Source organism: Pseudomonas fluorescens, assembly GCF_018614775.1.
Taxonomy (GTDB): Bacteria; Pseudomonadota; Gammaproteobacteria; order Pseudomonadales; family Pseudomonadaceae; genus Aquipseudomonas; species Aquipseudomonas fluorescens_BY.
In genome coordinates, this window is the sequence record NZ_JAGGOF010000021.1 from 38,665 (window position 1) to 52,418 (window position 13,754).

At 63.9% G+C, this 13,754-nt stretch carries 17 protein-coding genes; 8 read left to right on the forward strand and 9 right to left on the reverse strand.

Translation table 11 applies throughout. The annotated features are described in order from the left end of the window. Positions 1-13: 13 nt before the first annotated feature. The 6 genes from nusB to nrdR form a co-directional block, all read right to left on the reverse strand. Positions 14-514, reverse strand: coding sequence for a transcription antitermination factor NusB (nusB, locus tag J7E36_RS06035; protein WP_215000903.1), 501 nt, complete (start codon positions 512-514; stop codon positions 14-16). Further along, entirely contained in the window at positions 511-987 is a 477-nt protein-coding gene (gene ribH, locus J7E36_RS06040; RefSeq protein ID WP_047229743.1) for a 6,7-dimethyl-8-ribityllumazine synthase, read from the reverse strand. Before ribH ends, nusB begins: the two co-directional genes overlap by 4 nt. Positions 988-1,211: 224 nt before the next feature. Then, positions 1,212-2,303 carry a bifunctional 3,4-dihydroxy-2-butanone-4-phosphate synthase/GTP cyclohydrolase II gene (gene ribBA, locus J7E36_RS06045; RefSeq protein ID WP_215000906.1) on the reverse strand — a complete coding sequence of 364 codons (1,092 nt, stop codon included), beginning with the start codon at positions 2,301-2,303 and terminating at the stop codon, positions 1,212-1,214. Between the two features lie 16 nt (positions 2,304-2,319). Beyond that, positions 2,320-2,982 carry a riboflavin synthase gene (locus tag J7E36_RS06050; RefSeq protein WP_215000909.1) on the reverse strand — a complete coding sequence of 221 codons (663 nt, stop codon included), beginning with the start codon at positions 2,980-2,982 and terminating at the stop codon, positions 2,320-2,322. 46 nt (positions 2,983-3,028) lie between these two features. Continuing rightward, entirely contained in the window at positions 3,029-4,162 is a 1,134-nt protein-coding gene (gene ribD / locus J7E36_RS06055; protein WP_215000911.1) for a bifunctional diaminohydroxyphosphoribosylaminopyrimidine deaminase/5-amino-6-(5-phosphoribosylamino)uracil reductase RibD, read from the reverse strand. Beyond that, the gene (gene nrdR, locus J7E36_RS06060) at positions 4,159-4,623 is read right to left on the reverse strand and encodes a transcriptional regulator NrdR (RefSeq protein ID WP_215000914.1); all 465 of its coding nucleotides are present in this window, start codon (positions 4,621-4,623) and stop codon (positions 4,159-4,161) included. The genes ribD and nrdR overlap by 4 nt, the downstream gene beginning before the upstream one ends. Before the next feature lie 127 nt (positions 4,624-4,750). Here nrdR and J7E36_RS06065 point away from each other — a divergent pair, with 127 nt between their 5' ends. The 3 genes from J7E36_RS06065 (at position 4,751) to trxA (ending at position 6,907) form a co-directional block, all read left to right on the forward strand. Continuing rightward, positions 4,751-5,215 (forward strand): YbaY family lipoprotein, encoded by a 465-nt coding sequence (locus J7E36_RS06065; RefSeq protein ID WP_215000917.1) that lies wholly within the window; start codon positions 4,751-4,753, stop codon positions 5,213-5,215. Next, positions 5,212-5,871: a class I SAM-dependent methyltransferase gene (locus J7E36_RS06070; protein WP_215000919.1), complete on the forward strand. Its 660-nt coding sequence runs from the start codon at positions 5,212-5,214 to the stop codon at positions 5,869-5,871. The genes J7E36_RS06065 and J7E36_RS06070 overlap by 4 nt, the downstream gene beginning before the upstream one ends. A 163-nt stretch (positions 5,872-6,034) precedes the next feature. Continuing rightward, positions 6,035-6,907, forward strand: coding sequence for a thioredoxin (gene trxA / locus J7E36_RS06075; protein ID WP_215000923.1), 873 nt, complete (start codon positions 6,035-6,037; stop codon positions 6,905-6,907). Between the two features lie 42 nt (positions 6,908-6,949). Here trxA and J7E36_RS06080 read toward each other — a convergent pair whose 3' ends face one another. Continuing rightward, positions 6,950-7,327: a hypothetical protein gene (locus J7E36_RS06080; protein WP_215000926.1), complete on the reverse strand. Its 378-nt coding sequence runs from the start codon at positions 7,325-7,327 to the stop codon at positions 6,950-6,952. A gap of 131 nt (positions 7,328-7,458) precedes the next feature. Between J7E36_RS06080 and J7E36_RS06085 the strand changes: the two genes are divergently transcribed. The 5 genes from J7E36_RS06085 (at position 7,459) to J7E36_RS06105 (ending at position 11,653) form a co-directional block, all read left to right on the forward strand. After that, positions 7,459-8,049: a DUF2796 domain-containing protein gene (locus J7E36_RS06085; RefSeq protein WP_215000929.1), complete on the forward strand. Its 591-nt coding sequence runs from the start codon at positions 7,459-7,461 to the stop codon at positions 8,047-8,049. A gap of 184 nt (positions 8,050-8,233) precedes the next feature. Then, complete coding sequence (locus J7E36_RS06090; RefSeq protein ID WP_215000931.1) at positions 8,234-8,944, forward strand: ABC transporter ATP-binding protein; 711 nt, start codon at positions 8,234-8,236, stop codon at positions 8,942-8,944. 1 nt (position 8,945) lies between these two features. Continuing rightward, entirely contained in the window at positions 8,946-10,211 is a 1,266-nt protein-coding gene (locus J7E36_RS06095; RefSeq protein WP_215000933.1) for an ABC transporter permease, read from the forward strand. A gap of 11 nt (positions 10,212-10,222) precedes the next feature. Then, positions 10,223-10,741 carry a DUF3299 domain-containing protein gene (locus J7E36_RS06100; RefSeq protein ID WP_215000935.1) on the forward strand — a complete coding sequence of 173 codons (519 nt, stop codon included), beginning with the start codon at positions 10,223-10,225 and terminating at the stop codon, positions 10,739-10,741. Positions 10,742-10,954: 213 nt separating this feature from the next. Beyond that, positions 10,955-11,653 (forward strand): OmpW/AlkL family protein, encoded by a 699-nt coding sequence (locus J7E36_RS06105; RefSeq protein WP_215000938.1) that lies wholly within the window; start codon positions 10,955-10,957, stop codon positions 11,651-11,653. A 134-nt stretch (positions 11,654-11,787) separates the two neighbouring features. Here the strand turns inward: J7E36_RS06105 and J7E36_RS06110 are convergent, their stop codons facing one another. Both J7E36_RS06110 and J7E36_RS06115 read right to left on the reverse strand, forming a co-directional pair. Continuing rightward, entirely contained in the window at positions 11,788-12,717 is a 930-nt protein-coding gene (locus tag J7E36_RS06110) for an NAD-dependent epimerase/dehydratase family protein (RefSeq protein ID WP_215000941.1), read from the reverse strand. Continuing rightward, on the reverse strand, positions 12,710-13,594 hold the full coding sequence (locus J7E36_RS06115; RefSeq protein ID WP_215000943.1) for a sugar nucleotide-binding protein: 885 nt from the start codon (positions 13,592-13,594) through the stop codon (positions 12,710-12,712). Before J7E36_RS06115 ends, J7E36_RS06110 begins: the two co-directional genes overlap by 8 nt. Between the last annotated feature and the right edge of the window lie 160 nt (positions 13,595-13,754).

Genomic DNA, 13,754 nt, shown 5'->3' on the forward strand with positions numbered 1-13,754 from the left:
CGGCAAGCGCCAATCAGCGCTTGAACGCCTTCACTTCAGCTTCACGCAGGCGCGGGGCCAGTTTGTCGAGCACGCCGTTGACGAACTTGTGGCCGTCGGTGGAACCGAAGACTTTCGCTAGCTCGATCCCTTCGTTGATCACCACGCGGTACGGCACATCGACGCGCTTGAGCAGTTCCCAGGTAGACAGGCGCAACACGGCCAGTTCAACCGGGTCCAGCTCGTCGATGGTCAGGTCCAGGCAAGGCGTGAGCGCGGTGTCGATCTCGGTCTTGCACTGCGGAACCCCGTGGAGGATTTCGCGGAAGTAGGCGCCGTCGACATCACTGAAATCGTTATCGACCCGGAACTGCGCTTCGATCTCGTTCAGCGACTGCTTGGCCATGTGCCATTGATACAGCGCCTGGGTCGCGAGCTGACGGGCTTCGCGACGCTTGACGCTTTTCGAAGGCTTGCCGGCATCGGCAGGCTTGGGGTCGCGCGGGTTGAAACGATCACTTTCGTCGCTAATCACTTGGCCTCCAACTGCGCCAGCAGGCTGACCATTTCCAGGGCGGACAGGGCAGCTTCGGCGCCTTTGTTACCGGCCTTGGTGCCGGAACGTTCGATGGCTTGCTCGATGGAGTCTACGGTCAGGACGCCGAAAGCGACCGGCACGCCGAATTCCATGGACACCTGGGCCAAGCCCTTGGTGCATTCGCCGGCCACGTATTCGAAGTGCGGCGTACCGCCACGAATGACCGCGCCCAGGGCGATGATTGCTGCATATTCGCCCTTTTGAGCGACTTTCTGCGCAACCAGCGGGATTTCGAAGGCGCCAGGCGCACGGATGATGGTGATGTCGCTTTCGCTCACGCCATGGCGAACCAGGGCATCGACCGCACCGCCAACCAGGCTCTCAACCACGAAGCTGTTGAAACGGCCGACTACCAGAGCATAGCGGCCTTGGGGGGCGATGAAGGTACCTTCGATGGTCTTCAGGGTCATTCGTCAGATCTCTTAAAGAGCCAGAGCGCGCTCGATACGCGCTCCTTGGTGATATTTAGCCACGAATTTCAGAGCTTGCCGTTCAGTTCAGGAAACTACACCCCTTGTGGGAGCGAGCCTGCTCGCGATGGCGATGGATCAGTCATTGGAGGTGTGACTGACGGACCGCTATCGCGAGCAGGCTCGCTCCCACAGGGGACGGCCTCCTGAACTGAACAAGGCCATTATTCGGAGGGCACGTATTCTACAACTTCCAGATCGAAACCGGATATCGCATTAAACTTCATCGGTGCGCTCATCAGGCGCATTTTACGCACGCCCAGGTCGCGAAGGATCTGCGAACCGGCGCCGACGATGCTGTAGGTGGTCGGTTTTTTCACCACCGCCTGGTCGCCAGTCTCGCGGATGTGCGCCAGCAACACGTCGCCGTCGAGCGGGTGTCCGAGCAGCAGGACCACGCCGCTGCCGGCCTCGGCCACCGCCGCCATGGCGGCCCGCAGGCTCCAGCGGCCAGGCTGTTTGACCATCAGCAGGTCGCGCAGCGGGTCCATGTTGTGCACCCGCACCAGGGTCGGCTCGTCGGCGCACACCGCGCCCAGAGTCAGCGCCATGTGCACGTCGCCTTCCACCGAATCACGGTAGGTCACCAGGTTGAACTGGCCCAGTTCGCTATCCAGCGGCTGCTCGGCGATCCGCTGGACGGTACGTTCGTGGATCATCCGATAGTGGATCAGGTCGGCAATGGTGCCGATCTTGATGTTGTGTTCGGCGGCGAAGGCTTCCAGTTCAGCGCGACGGGACATGGTGCCGTCGTCGTTCATCACTTCGCAGATCACGCCGCTGGGCTCGAAACCGGCCATGCGCGCCAGGTCGCAGGCCGCTTCGGTGTGGCCGGCGCGGGCCAGGGTACCGCCGGCCTGGGCCATCAGCGGGAAGATGTGGCCGGGGCTGACGATGTCTTCGGCCTTGGCGTCTTTCGCGGCGGCAGCCTGCACGGTGCGTGCGCGGTCGGCAGCGGAGATACCGGTGGTCACGCCCTCGGCGGCCTCGATGGACACGGTGAACTTGGTGCCGAAGCCGGAACCGTTGCGCGGCGCCATCAGCGGCAGCTTCAGCAGCTCGCAGCGTTCGCGGGTCATCGGCATGCAGATCAGGCCACGGGCGTGCTTGGCCATGAAGTTGATGTGCTCGGCCTTGCAGCACTCGGCGGCCATGATCAGGTCGCCTTCGTTCTCGCGGTCTTCGTCATCCATGAGGATGACCATCTTGCCTTGGCGGATGTCTTCGACCAGCTCTTCGATGCTATTGAGCGCCACGCGGCACCCCCTTGGGTCAGGATTTGAGGTAGCCATTGGCGGCCAGAAAGCTTTCAGTGATGTTGCCGGCTACAGGCTCTGCGGCCTTGTCGCCGAGCAACAGGCGCTCCAGGTAACGGGCCAGCAGGTCGACTTCCAGGTTGACCCGGCGACCTGGCCGGTAGGAGGCCATGATGGTTTCGCTCAAGGTGTGCGGGATGATCGTCAGCAGGAACTCGGCGCCGTCCACCGCGTTGACCGTCAGGCTGGTGCCGTCGACCGTGATCGAGCCTTTATGGGCGATGTACTTGGCCAGCGCCTTTGGCGCGCGGATACGAAACTCCACGGCGCGGGCGTTATCGGTACGGGAAACCACTTCGCCGACGCCGTCGACATGGCCGCTGACCAGATGCCCACCCAGGCGGGTGGTGGGGGTCAGGGCTTTTTCCAGGTTGACCGGGCTGCCACTCTTGAGGTCGTTCATGGCGGTGCAGTCGAGGGTTTCGCGGCTGACGTCCGCCAGGAAACCGTTGCCCGGCAATTCGACGGCCGTCAGGCATACGCCGTTGACCGCAATGCTGTCGCCCAGCTTGACGTCGCCCAGGTCGAGCTTGCCGGTTTCGACGTGGACCCGCACATCGCCGCCCTTGGGGGTGAGTGCACGGATGCTGCCGATGGATTCGATGATGCCGGTAAACATGGAGTCCTCCTCGAGAACGGGCCGCCGCTTGAGCGAAAGCCGGGAATTATACGCTGGCCGGGGGTACGGGAACGGCGATGACTCGCCAGTCATCGCCCACGGCACGGATTTCGGTGATTTTCAGTTCCGGGGCGTCTTTCATTTGCGCCAGCGGCCAGTCCAGCAACGGTCGCGCCGAAGAACCCAGGAACTTGCCAGCGATGAACAGCTGGAACTCGTCGACCAAACCTTGCCGGGCGAATGCCCCCGCCAGGCGCGGACCGGCTTCCACCAGCACTTCGTTGACCCCGCGGGCCGCCAGCGCCACCAGCAATTGACGCAAATCGACCTGGCCGTCCTCACCGGGTATGAGCATGCATTCAGGCCCGTTGGCGTACTGTTCTTCCACCGCCATGCAAGTAGCGACCAGCGCCGGGCCAGCCTTGAAAAACGCGGCATTCAGCGGCACCCGCAGGCGCCCGTCCACCAGCACCCGCAACGGCGGCCGGCTCATGACCAGCGCGGTCTGCTGCGCGTCCAGCCCGAGTTCATCGGCGCGCACGGTCAGCCGGGCGTGGTCCGCCAGCACCGTGTCGGCGCCGGTCAGCACCACACTGGCCTGGGCCCGCAGGCGCTGCACCGCCGAGCGGGCGGCAGGGCCGGTGATCCACTGGCTTTCGCCGCTTTCCATGGCGGTGCGGCCATCGAGGCTCATGGCGAGCTTGACCCGCACGAACGGCAGGCCATGTTCCATGCGTTTGAGGAACCCCTGGTTGAGCGCGCGCGCCTCGCCTTCGAGCACGCCGCTCTGCGTGGCGATACCGGCCTGGGCCAGCCGTTGCAGGCCGCGACCGGCAACTTCCGGGTTCGGGTCCTGCATGGCCGCGACCACCCGCGACACGCCCGCGCTGACCAGCGCATCGGCACACGGCGGGGTACGCCCGTGGTGGCTGCACGGTTCAAGGGTGACGTAGGCCGTGGCGCCGCGGGCCCGTTCACCGGCGGCGCGCAAGGCATGGACTTCGGCATGGGGTTCGCCGGCGCGGATGTGCCAGCCTTCACCGACAATCTGCCCGTCAAGCACGATCACGCAACCGACCCGCGGATTGGGGTGGGTGGTGTAGTGACCACGCCGCGCCAGCTCCAGGGCACGGGCCATGTAGTGAGCATCGAGGACGGCCTGCTGCTGGGAGACGGTCATTGTTTCACCGGTTCGCGGGCCAGGCGGTCGATTTCCTCGCGGAACTCGTTCAAGTCCTGGAAGCGCCGGTACACCGAGGCGAACCGGATGTAGGCGACTTCGTCAAGCTTTTGCAACTCGCCCATCACCAGCTCACCGACCACCAGGGACTTGACCTCGCGCTCACCGGTAGCCCGCAGCTTGTGCTTGATGTGCACCAGTGCCGCTTCCAGTCGCTCGACGCTCACCGGACGTTTTTCCAGGGCGCGCTGCATGCCGGCGCGCAGTTTTTCTTCGTCGAACGGCTGGCGACTGCCGTCGGTTTTTATCAGGCGCGGCAACACCAGTTCAGCGGTCTCGAACGTGGTGAAACGTTCGCCGCAGGCCAGGCATTCACGCCGGCGGCGGACCTGTTCGCCCTCGGCGACCAGTCGTGAGTCGATGACTTTGGTGTCGTTGGCACCGCAGAAGGGACAGTGCATGGTGGCAGGCAACAAAAAAAGGGAGGGCCATGGTAGCGCATCCCACTGGCAAGACAAGCCATAGGGTTTACGGTATACAGACGGGCTTACCGTCAGATCCATGGAATTTACCTTGCTGGAGCTACACATGCCGCTACGATCGCTCGTTTTGCTCAGTCTTTTCAGCCTGCTGATGGCGTGCAGCAGCGACGCCCCCAAGCCCGCCACCCCCGCGCCCACACCGGCGCCGAAACAGGCCCAGGAAAAAGCCCGCCAGGCTGCGGATCTGGGTCCGCTGCCGGCGTATCAGCGTGAATTGAGCGGCACCCTGCAAGGCGTGCCGGCCGGGGCCGAAGTCGAACTGGCGCTGCTGGTGATCGATGACAAGGACCGCCCGCAGCAATTGCTCGCCAGCTCCAGCCTGATCGGCACCAACCAGGCCCTGCCCTTCCACCTGCGCTTCAACCCGGAAGCTTTTCCGGTCGGCGCTCGGGTGGAACTGCGCGGTCGCGCCAGCCAGTCCGGCCAGTTGATCCTGCACCTGCCGGAACAACGCATCAGCCAACCGACCACCCAGGCCCTCGGCGTCCTGCAATTCGTCAAAGCACCGTGAATGCACCGCATGACCTGCAACGCGCCTTGGGCGAGTTGCTCGGCGATGCGCACCTGGTGGCCTGCCCGCTGCCCGGCACCGACCTGAAGCTGTGGCTGATTGACGGCGATAACATGGACCGCGCCTTCAGCCCGGAAGAAACCCGACGCATCCTCCACGAGCCACCCTATTGGAGCTTCTGCTGGGCCAGCGGACTGGCAATGGCGCGATATCTGGCCGAACAGCCGCAGTGGGTCGAGGGCAAGCGGGTGCTGGATTTCGGTGCCGGCTCCGGCGTGGCCGGTATCGCGGCGATCAAGGCCGGGGCGCTGGAAGTGGTGGCGTGCGACCTCGACCCGTTGGCGATTGCGGCGTGCCAGGCCAATGCGCAACTCAATGGTGTGACGCTGGGTTATTCCGAAGACTTTTTTGCCGAGGCCGATCGCTTCGACCTGATCCTGGTCGCCGATGTGCTCTATGACCGGGCCAACCTGCCGCTGCTGGATGAATTCCTCAGCCGTGGCCGCGAGGCGCTGGTGGCCGATTCCCGGGTGCGGGACTTCCAGCATCCGCTGTACCGGCGCATCGAAATGCTCCAGGCCCTGACCCTGCCGGACCTGGCCGAGCCCGAGGAATTTCGGCAGGTGAGCCTGTATCACGCGCGGCGCTGGCCTTAAAAAGCATCGCGAGCAGGCTCGCTCCCACAGGGGCTTGGGTTGTTCGCAGGTTTTGCGTCAGGCACAGCCCATTGTGGGAGCGAGCCTGCTCGCGATAGCGGTCTACCAGGCACCCCAACACCCCGCGTATAGTTGCCCCATTCAAGCGTTCTACGAGATTCCCATGACCCAGGACACGCCCTACATCTTCGACGCCACCACCGCCGATTTCGACCAGTCGGTGATCGCCAACTCTTTCCACAAACCGGTGCTGGTGGACTTCTGGGCCGAGTGGTGTGCGCCGTGCAAGGCCCTGATGCCAATGTTGCAAACCATCGCCGAGAGCTATCAGGGCGAGTTGCTGCTGGCCAAGGTCAACTGCGACCTTGAGCAGGACGTTGTCGCCCGCTTCGGCATTCGCAGCCTGCCGACAGTGGTGCTGTTCAAGGACGGCCAGCCCGTCGACGGTTTTGCCGGGGCCCAGCCGGAGTCGGCGGTGCGGGCGATGCTCGAACCGCATGTGCAGATGCCGCCGCCGGCCGCTGCCGACCCGTTCGAACAGGCCCAGGCGCTGTTCGATGACGGCCGTTTTGCCGATGCCGAAGCCCTGCTCAGCGTGCTGCTGGGCGAAGACAACACCAACGCCAAGGCCCTGATCCTGTATGCCCGCTGCCTGACCGAGCGCGGCGAGCTGGGCGAAGCGCAGACCGTGCTCGACGCCGTGAAAAGCGATGAGCACAAAGCTGCCCTGGCCGGGGCCAAGGCGCAGATCCAGTTCCTCGGCCTGGCTAAAAACCTGCCGGACGCCGCCGACCTCAAGGCCCGCCTGGCGAAAGACCCGCAAGACGAAGAAGCAGTGTACCAACTGGCGATCCAGCAACTGGCCCGCCAGCAATACGAACCGGCCCTCGACGCGCTGCTCAAGCTGTTCATGCGCAACCGCAGCTACGGCGAAGGCCTGCCGCACAAGACGCTGCTGCAAGTGTTCGAACTGCTGGGTAATGACCATCCGCTGGTGACGACCTATCGCCGCAAGCTGTTTGCGGCGTTGTACTAGAGGGGCAGCTGCAAGCTTCAAGCTGTAAGCTGCAAGACTGTCTTAGCTTGTTGCAGCTTGCGGCTTGGAGCTCGTCGCTTCGATCCAGCTATAGAGCGGCGTATCACCGCCGCTCAGCACCTTGACCTCGGCACAATGGCGCAACCGCACCAGCAAGCGTTTGCCCGCCGAGGCGCTGCCCGTCAATCCCTCCAGTTGCTCCAGCAGGTCCGGGCCGCTGAGTTGCCCGGCCTTGCGCAGCAGTTCCCTGGCGATCTGCCACAGCGCATCGTCCTGATTGACCGGCCTGGTCGCAGGTGTTGCTGCATCAGCAGGTTTGACCGTCTGCAACTGCGCGCCAAGCTGCGCCCAGTCGCCCTCGTCCATGTCGATCGACAAGTCCACCGGCCAATCGCCGACGGTTCCGCGTATCCGCAACATCACCATGCTCCTGAATATTTCATGTACGCATGCTCCCATGGGCCTTGCGCGACGCCAAGCAGCCGGTCAAACTCTCCGCACTTTCGTTATAAGATTACATAACAGAATATTGACCTCGTCGGAGATTCGCCATGCGTCGTTTGCTTCTCGCCCTGCCGTTCGCCCTGCTGCCCCTGGCTGTCGCTCACGCGGCCGTCGAGCATGATCACGACCATGAACACGGCAGCCTTGGCGCCCACGAACACGGGGTCGCGCGATTGAACGCCGCGCTGGACGGCCAGACCCTGGAGCTGGAGCTGGAAAGCCCGGCGATGAATCTGGTGGGCTTCGAACACGCCGCCACCAGCGATGCCGACAAGGCCAAGGTCGCCGCCGTACGGGCGCAACTGGACAAGCCGCTGGCACTGTTCAACCTGCCAGCCGCCGCCCAATGCAGCGTGGCCCAGCAAGAGCTGGAAAGCCCGCTGTTCGGCGATGAGCCGGACCACGAGGACCATGACGAAGACGCCGATGGCGATGGCGATGAACATCACCACGACCACAGCGAGATCCACGCCCATTACCAATTCACCTGCGCCGTGCCCGGCGCATTGAAGAGCCTGGACCTGGCGACCCTGTTCAAGACCTACCCGGCCACCCAGAAAATCCAGGTACAACTGATCAGCCCGAGCGGCCAGCAAGGCGTGGAAGTGACGGCCAAGGCGCCAACCCTGAAGTTCTGAGTACACTGCAGGCCCCTGCGGGATCTGCTGTGAATGCAGAATCAGCATTCACCACAAATCCAATGTGGGAGCGGGCTTGCTTGCGAATGCGGTGGGTCAGTCACTCGAATGTGGCTGACAGAACGCATTCGCGAGCAAGCCCGCTCCCACAAGGGGCTACCCTACAATCCTGACATCGGCAACCATGACCCAAGCACTCATCGAACTGTCCGACCTGGGCTTCAGCTGGCCCGGGCATCCGCTGCTGCTGGATATCCCGGCGTTTCGCCTGGAGAGCGGCGAGACGTTGTTTCTCAAGGGCCCGAGCGGCAGCGGCAAGACCACGCTGCTGGGGCTGCTGGGCGGCGTGCAGACACCGGACCGGGGCAGCATCCGCCTGCTCGGCCAGGACCTCAGCGAACTGGGCGCGGGCAGCCGGGACCGGTTTCGCGTGGACCACACCGGCTACATCTTCCAGCAGTTCAACCTGCTGCCGTTTCTCTCGGTGCGCGAGAACGTCGAGCTGCCCTGTCACTTTTCCAAGCTGCGGGCGCAACGGGCCACGCAGCGCCACGGCAGTGTCGACCAAGCTGCGGTCACGCTGCTGGCTCACTTGGGGTTGACCGACCCGAGCCTGCTGGAGCGCCGCGCCGACTCGCTGTCCATCGGCCAGCAGCAACGGGTCGCCGCCGCCCGGGCGTTGATCGGCCAACCGGAACTGGTGATCGCCGACGAACCGACTTCGGCCCTGGACTACGATGCCCGGGAAAATTTCCTGCGCCTGTTGTTCGCCGAATGCCGCGAAGCCGGTTCGAGCCTGCTGTTCGTCAGTCACGACCAGAGCCTGGCGCCGCTGTTCGACCGCCACCTCTCGCTGGCCGATCTCAATCGCGCCGCCACGCCCATCGAGGTCTGAGATGTATTTGTTCCGTCTAGCCATGGCCAGCCTGGCGAACCGCCGCTTCACCGCAATCCTTACCGCATTCGCCATCGCCCTCTCCGTCTGCCTGCTGCTGGCGGTGGAGCGGGTGCGCACCGAGGCGCGGGCCAGTTTCGCCAGCACCATCAGCGGCACCGACCTGATTGTCGGCGCCCGTTCCGGCTCGGTGAACCTGCTGCTGTATTCGGTGTTTCGCATCGGCAACGCCACCAACAACATCCGCTGGGACAGCTTCGCGCACTTCGCCAGCAACCCGAAAGTGAAGTGGGCGATCCCCATGTCCCTCGGCGATTCCCATCGCGGCTACCGGGTGATGGGCACCACCGAGGCCTACTTCGAGCATTACCAGTACGGCCGCCAGCAACACCTGGCACTGGCCGATGGCCGGGCTTTCGCCACGGACCCGTTCGAAGTGGTGCTAGGCGCCGAAGTGGCCGAGGCGCTGCATTACAAACTCGGTGACAAACTGGTGCTGGCCCACGGCGTGGCGGCGATCAGCCTGGTCAAGCATGACGACAAGCCGTTCACCGTGGTCGGCATTCTCAAGCGTACCGGCACCCCGGTGGACCGCACGCTGCACATCAGCCTCGGCGGCATGGAAGCCATCCATATCGACTGGAAGAACGGCGTGCCGGCCCAGGGCAATGGCCGCATCAGCGCCGATCAGGCACGCAACATGGACCTCACGCCCCAAGCCATCACCGCGTTCATGCTCGGCCTCAACAGCAAGATTTCCACCTTTGCCTTGCAGCGCGAGATCAATGAGTTCCGTGGCGAGCCGTTGCTGGCGATTCTGCCCGGTGTGGCCCTGCAAGAGTTGTGGAGCCTGATGGGCACGGCGGAAAAAGCCTTGTTCGTGATTTCGCTGTTCGTGGTGCTGACCGGCTTGATCGGCATGCTCACGGCAATCCTCACCAGCCTCAACGAGCGGCGTCGGGAAATGGCAATCCTGCGTTCGGTGGGCGCGCGACCGTGGCACATTGCGAGCCTGCTGGTGCTCGAAGCCTTTGCCCTGGCGCTGGCCGGCGTCGCTTGCGGGCTGGCGCTGCTGTACGTCGGCATCGGCGCCGCCCAGGGTTACGTGCAATCGGCCTATGGCCTGTACCTGCCGCTCAGTTGGCCGAGCGAGTATGAATGGACGCTGATGGCTGGCATCCTGATCGCCGCCCTGCTGATGGGTAGCGTGCCGGCCTGGCGCGCCTATCGCCAATCGCTGGCCGACGGTCTGTCGATCCGTTTATGAGGACCTTGAAGATGCCCCGCGCCCTGTTTGCGCTGTTGATGATGATTGCCCTGCCACTGTGGGCGGCGGAGCCGAGGGACCTGGCCTGGACGGAAATGATCCCGCCGGACGCGCCACCGGAAGTGCCGAACATGACCCCGCTGCACGATCTGTCGAAGATGAGCGATGCCCTGGCCGCCGAAGCCGCGCCGGCCGCCAGGCAAGACCTGCCCAACGCGCCAGTGGTCAAGGCACTCGACGGTCAGCGGATCCGCTTGCCGGGTTACATCGTGCCGCTGGAAGTCAGCGAGGAAGGCCGCACCACGGACTTTTTGCTGGTGCCGTATTTCGGTGCCTGCATCCATGTGCCGCCACCGCCCTCGAATCAGATCGTGCATGTGAAAAGCGAAGTCGGGGTCAAGCTCGACGAGTTGTACCAGCCGTACTGGGTCGAAGGGCCGATGCAGGTCAAGCCGTCCACCAGTGAACTGGCCGATGCCGGGTATCAGATGGAGGCGGAGAAGATTTATGTGTATGAGTTGCCGGAGTGAACCTGGTGGTGATGTGCTGTTTGTAGGATAGCTATCGCGAGCAGGCTCGCTCCCACAGGGGCATTGATGTTCTCACGATCAATGTGGGAGCGAGCCTGCTCGCGATGAGGCCTTAAAAGTGCTCATCACACTTTCATTGAGCTGAGTCAAAAGACCGGTCCAGAGCGCTTCGTACCATAGGACATCCCTTTTGAAATGTCCTCTGGAGCCCCCATGCACAAGTCCTTGCTCAGCGCTTCCCTCGTCGCCCTCGCGCTCGCTGCCCCACTCGCCCAGGCCCATACGGCCGGCGATATCATCGTTCGCGCCGGTGCCATTACCGTCAATCCGGAAGCCGACAGTTCCAGCGTCAAGGTCGACCGCGGCCCGCTGGCCGGCGCCGACCTGGGCGGCAAGGCGACCATGAGCAGCGATACGCAACTGGGCCTGAACTTCGCCTACATGCTCACCAACAACCTGGGCATCGAGCTGCTGGCGGCCTCGCCCTTCGAGCACGACGTGAAGATCAAGGGCACCGCCCTGGGCGCGGCCAATGGCAAGCTCGGCACACTCAAGCACCTGCCGCCCACCCTGAGCCTGGTCTACTACCCGCTCGACGCCAAGTCGGCGTTCCAGCCCTATGTCGGCGCCGGCATCAACTACACCTGGATCTACGACGAACACGTCGGCAGCGAAGCCAGCGCCAACGGCTTCAGCAACTTTCGCGCGAGCAACAGCTGGGGCATGGCGTGGCAGGTGGGTGCTGACTACATGCTGACCGACAACATCATGATCAACGGCCAGATCCGCTACATCGACATCGACACCACGGCGTATGTCGACAACAACGCCGTGGCCGGCGGCACCCGAGCCAAGGTCAATGTGGACGTCGATCCGTGGATCTACATGGTGGGGTTGGGTTACAAGTTCTAACCCTCATCCCGGATCAGAAATAACTGTGGGAGCGAGCCTGCTCGCGATTGCGGTGGACCAGCCGGCATCCATGTTGGCTGACAGACCGCAATCGCGAGCAGGCTCGCTCCCACATTGGTTTCATTGTCCGTAGATCAGCGGCCCAGCAGCCGCGCCAGCCCCACGCTCATCGGCGTCTGCGGTGGAAAGCTGAAGCGCTGTAATAACCGCTGATTGTCCGCCCGCGAATGACGGATGTCGCCGGAGCGCGCCGGGCCGTAGCTGACCGGCGGCAGGTCACCGACCACCGAGGCCAGGGCCTGGAGCATCTGCTTGAGGGTCGTGGCCTGGTTCCAGCCGACGTTCACTGCCCCCACTTCCACTTCAGGCTTTTCGATGGCCTGCACCAGCAAATCCACCAGGTCTTCGACGTAGACAAAATCCCGGGTCTGCTCGCCGTCGCCGAACACGGTGATCGGCAAGCCTTTCTGCACGCGCTCACTGAAGATGCTGATAACCCCGGAATACGGCGAGGACGGATCCTGGCGCGGGCCGTAGATATTGAAGAAGCGGAACACCACCGGCTCCAGCGCGTGCTGGCGGCGATAGAAGTCGAGATAGAACTCGCTGGCCAGCTTGTCCGAGGCATACGGCGTGAGCGGGGCCTTGGGGGTTTCCTCGTCGATGGAATGGCCTTCGCCATTGTTGCCATAGACCGCTGCGCTGGAGGCGAACAGCACGCGCTTCACGCCGGACTGGCGCATGGCCTCGCAGACATTCAAGGTGCCGATGAAATTGCTCTGGTGAGTGCGCACCGGGTCGTCCACCGAGGCTTGCACCGAGGCCACGGCAGCCAGGTGTGCCACGGCACTGCAACCGGCCATGGCCCGGGCCACCAGCGCGGCATCGGCGACGTCGCCCTCAATCAACTCGATCGCCGGATTGTCCAGCGGCAGGTTGCTGCGCTTGCCGGTGGACAGGTCATCGAGGATGCGCACCGAATGCCCCTTGGCAAGCAAGGCATCAGTCAGGTGCGAACCAATGAAACCCGCACCGCCGGTGATTAAAACAGGGCCGTCAGCCATGGCGATAGAACCTATCCAGTAAGCCCGGGAGTGCCGCGCGCCAGGCGCGGGGCTTGATCCCGAAAGTGTGCAGAATTTTCTTGCAGGCCAGCACCGCGTGTTGCGGTTCTTCGGCGGCGTCCGGCCGGGCGGCGTGGGCCTGGGCCGTCGGCGACTCGATTGCCAGCGGATGCAGCGCGCGGGCTTCGGTGAGGATCGCCTGGCCCAGCGCCAGCGGCGTGGTCGCCTCGTGACCGGCGTAATGATAGGTGCCCCACAGCGGCGCTGCACAATCAAGTTGCTTGAGCACCGAGATGATCACCCGCGCCGCATCGTCCACCGGCGTCGGATTGCCCCGGCGGTCGTCCGCCAGCAGCAGCTCATCGGGCTGTTCGGCCCGGGCCAGGAACCGGCCGAGGATGCCGTCGGCGCTGTCGTCCAGCAACCAGCCGAAACGCAGCAGCACATGTTGCGGGCAGGTGGCGCGCACGCTTTGTTCGATCCGCCACAACGCCTGGCCGCGCAAGCCCAGGGGGACCGGTTCGTCCTTTTCGCTGTAGGCCGTGGCGCGGGAGCCATCGAACACCCGATAGCTCGACGGTTGCAGCAGGACGATGTTGTGGTGCTGGCACAGCTCGGCCAGGCGCTCGACCGCGCGCTCCTGGCTGGCCAGGCGCTGCTCGCTGACGGCCTCGGCCTGGAACCAGTCGAAGTAGTACGCCAGGTTGATCAAGGCGTCCGGGCGGGTGTCGTCGAGCAGTTGCGTCAGGCTCGCGGCATCCCAGCCGTCGTCGGGTGGGCGGGGGGCAAGAAAACCGATGTCTTCTTCTGCACCGAGGCGAATCAGCGCCTGCCCAAGGGCATTTCCGCCGCCCAGTAACATAAGGCGCATTCGCATAAAGTCAGCAGGCCCAGTCTGTTGGCACAAGAGTGTGGTCGACAACGCCCGTGGGCGTTACCGGAATCGTTGCATTTTGCGGGTTTAGTGCGCAACCGTCATCCGTAAAGTGCAGTTCCGGAATTCGGGCCCGGCTCGATGGCCCCATCGCGAGCAGGCT

What these genes read in the sequence shown, in the direction of transcription:
- trxA (WP_215000923.1), top strand. Translation starts at nt 6,035, where the DNA reads ATGACCCAGGACACGCCCTACATCTTCGACGCCACCACCGCCGATTTC.
- J7E36_RS06105 (WP_215000938.1), top strand. Translation starts at nt 10,955, where the DNA reads ATGCACAAGTCCTTGCTCAGCGCTTCCCTCGTCGCCCTCGCGCTCGCT.
- J7E36_RS06065 (WP_215000917.1), top strand. Translation starts at nt 4,751, where the DNA reads ATGCCGCTACGATCGCTCGTTTTGCTCAGTCTTTTCAGCCTGCTGATG.
- ribD (WP_215000911.1), bottom strand. Translation starts at nt 4,162, where the DNA reads ATGACCGTCTCCCAGCAGCAGGCCGTCCTCGATGCTCACTACATGGCC.
- J7E36_RS06080 (WP_215000926.1), bottom strand. Translation starts at nt 7,327, where the DNA reads ATGTTGCGGATACGCGGAACCGTCGGCGATTGGCCGGTGGACTTGTCG.
- J7E36_RS06090 (WP_215000931.1), top strand. Translation starts at nt 8,234, where the DNA reads ATGACCCAAGCACTCATCGAACTGTCCGACCTGGGCTTCAGCTGGCCC.
- J7E36_RS06095 (WP_215000933.1), top strand. Translation starts at nt 8,946, where the DNA reads ATGTATTTGTTCCGTCTAGCCATGGCCAGCCTGGCGAACCGCCGCTTC.
- J7E36_RS06110 (WP_215000941.1), bottom strand. Translation starts at nt 12,717, where the DNA reads ATGGCTGACGGCCCTGTTTTAATCACCGGCGGTGCGGGTTTCATTGGT.
- J7E36_RS06050 (WP_215000909.1), bottom strand. Translation starts at nt 2,982, where the DNA reads ATGTTTACCGGCATCATCGAATCCATCGGCAGCATCCGTGCACTCACC.
- J7E36_RS06115 (WP_215000943.1), bottom strand. Translation starts at nt 13,594, where the DNA reads ATGCGAATGCGCCTTATGTTACTGGGCGGCGGAAATGCCCTTGGGCAG.
- J7E36_RS06100 (WP_215000935.1), top strand. Translation starts at nt 10,223, where the DNA reads ATGCCCCGCGCCCTGTTTGCGCTGTTGATGATGATTGCCCTGCCACTG.
- nrdR (WP_215000914.1), bottom strand. Translation starts at nt 4,623, where the DNA reads ATGCACTGTCCCTTCTGCGGTGCCAACGACACCAAAGTCATCGACTCA.
- J7E36_RS06085 (WP_215000929.1), top strand. Translation starts at nt 7,459, where the DNA reads ATGCGTCGTTTGCTTCTCGCCCTGCCGTTCGCCCTGCTGCCCCTGGCT.
- ribH (WP_047229743.1), bottom strand. Translation starts at nt 987, where the DNA reads ATGACCCTGAAGACCATCGAAGGTACCTTCATCGCCCCCCAAGGCCGC.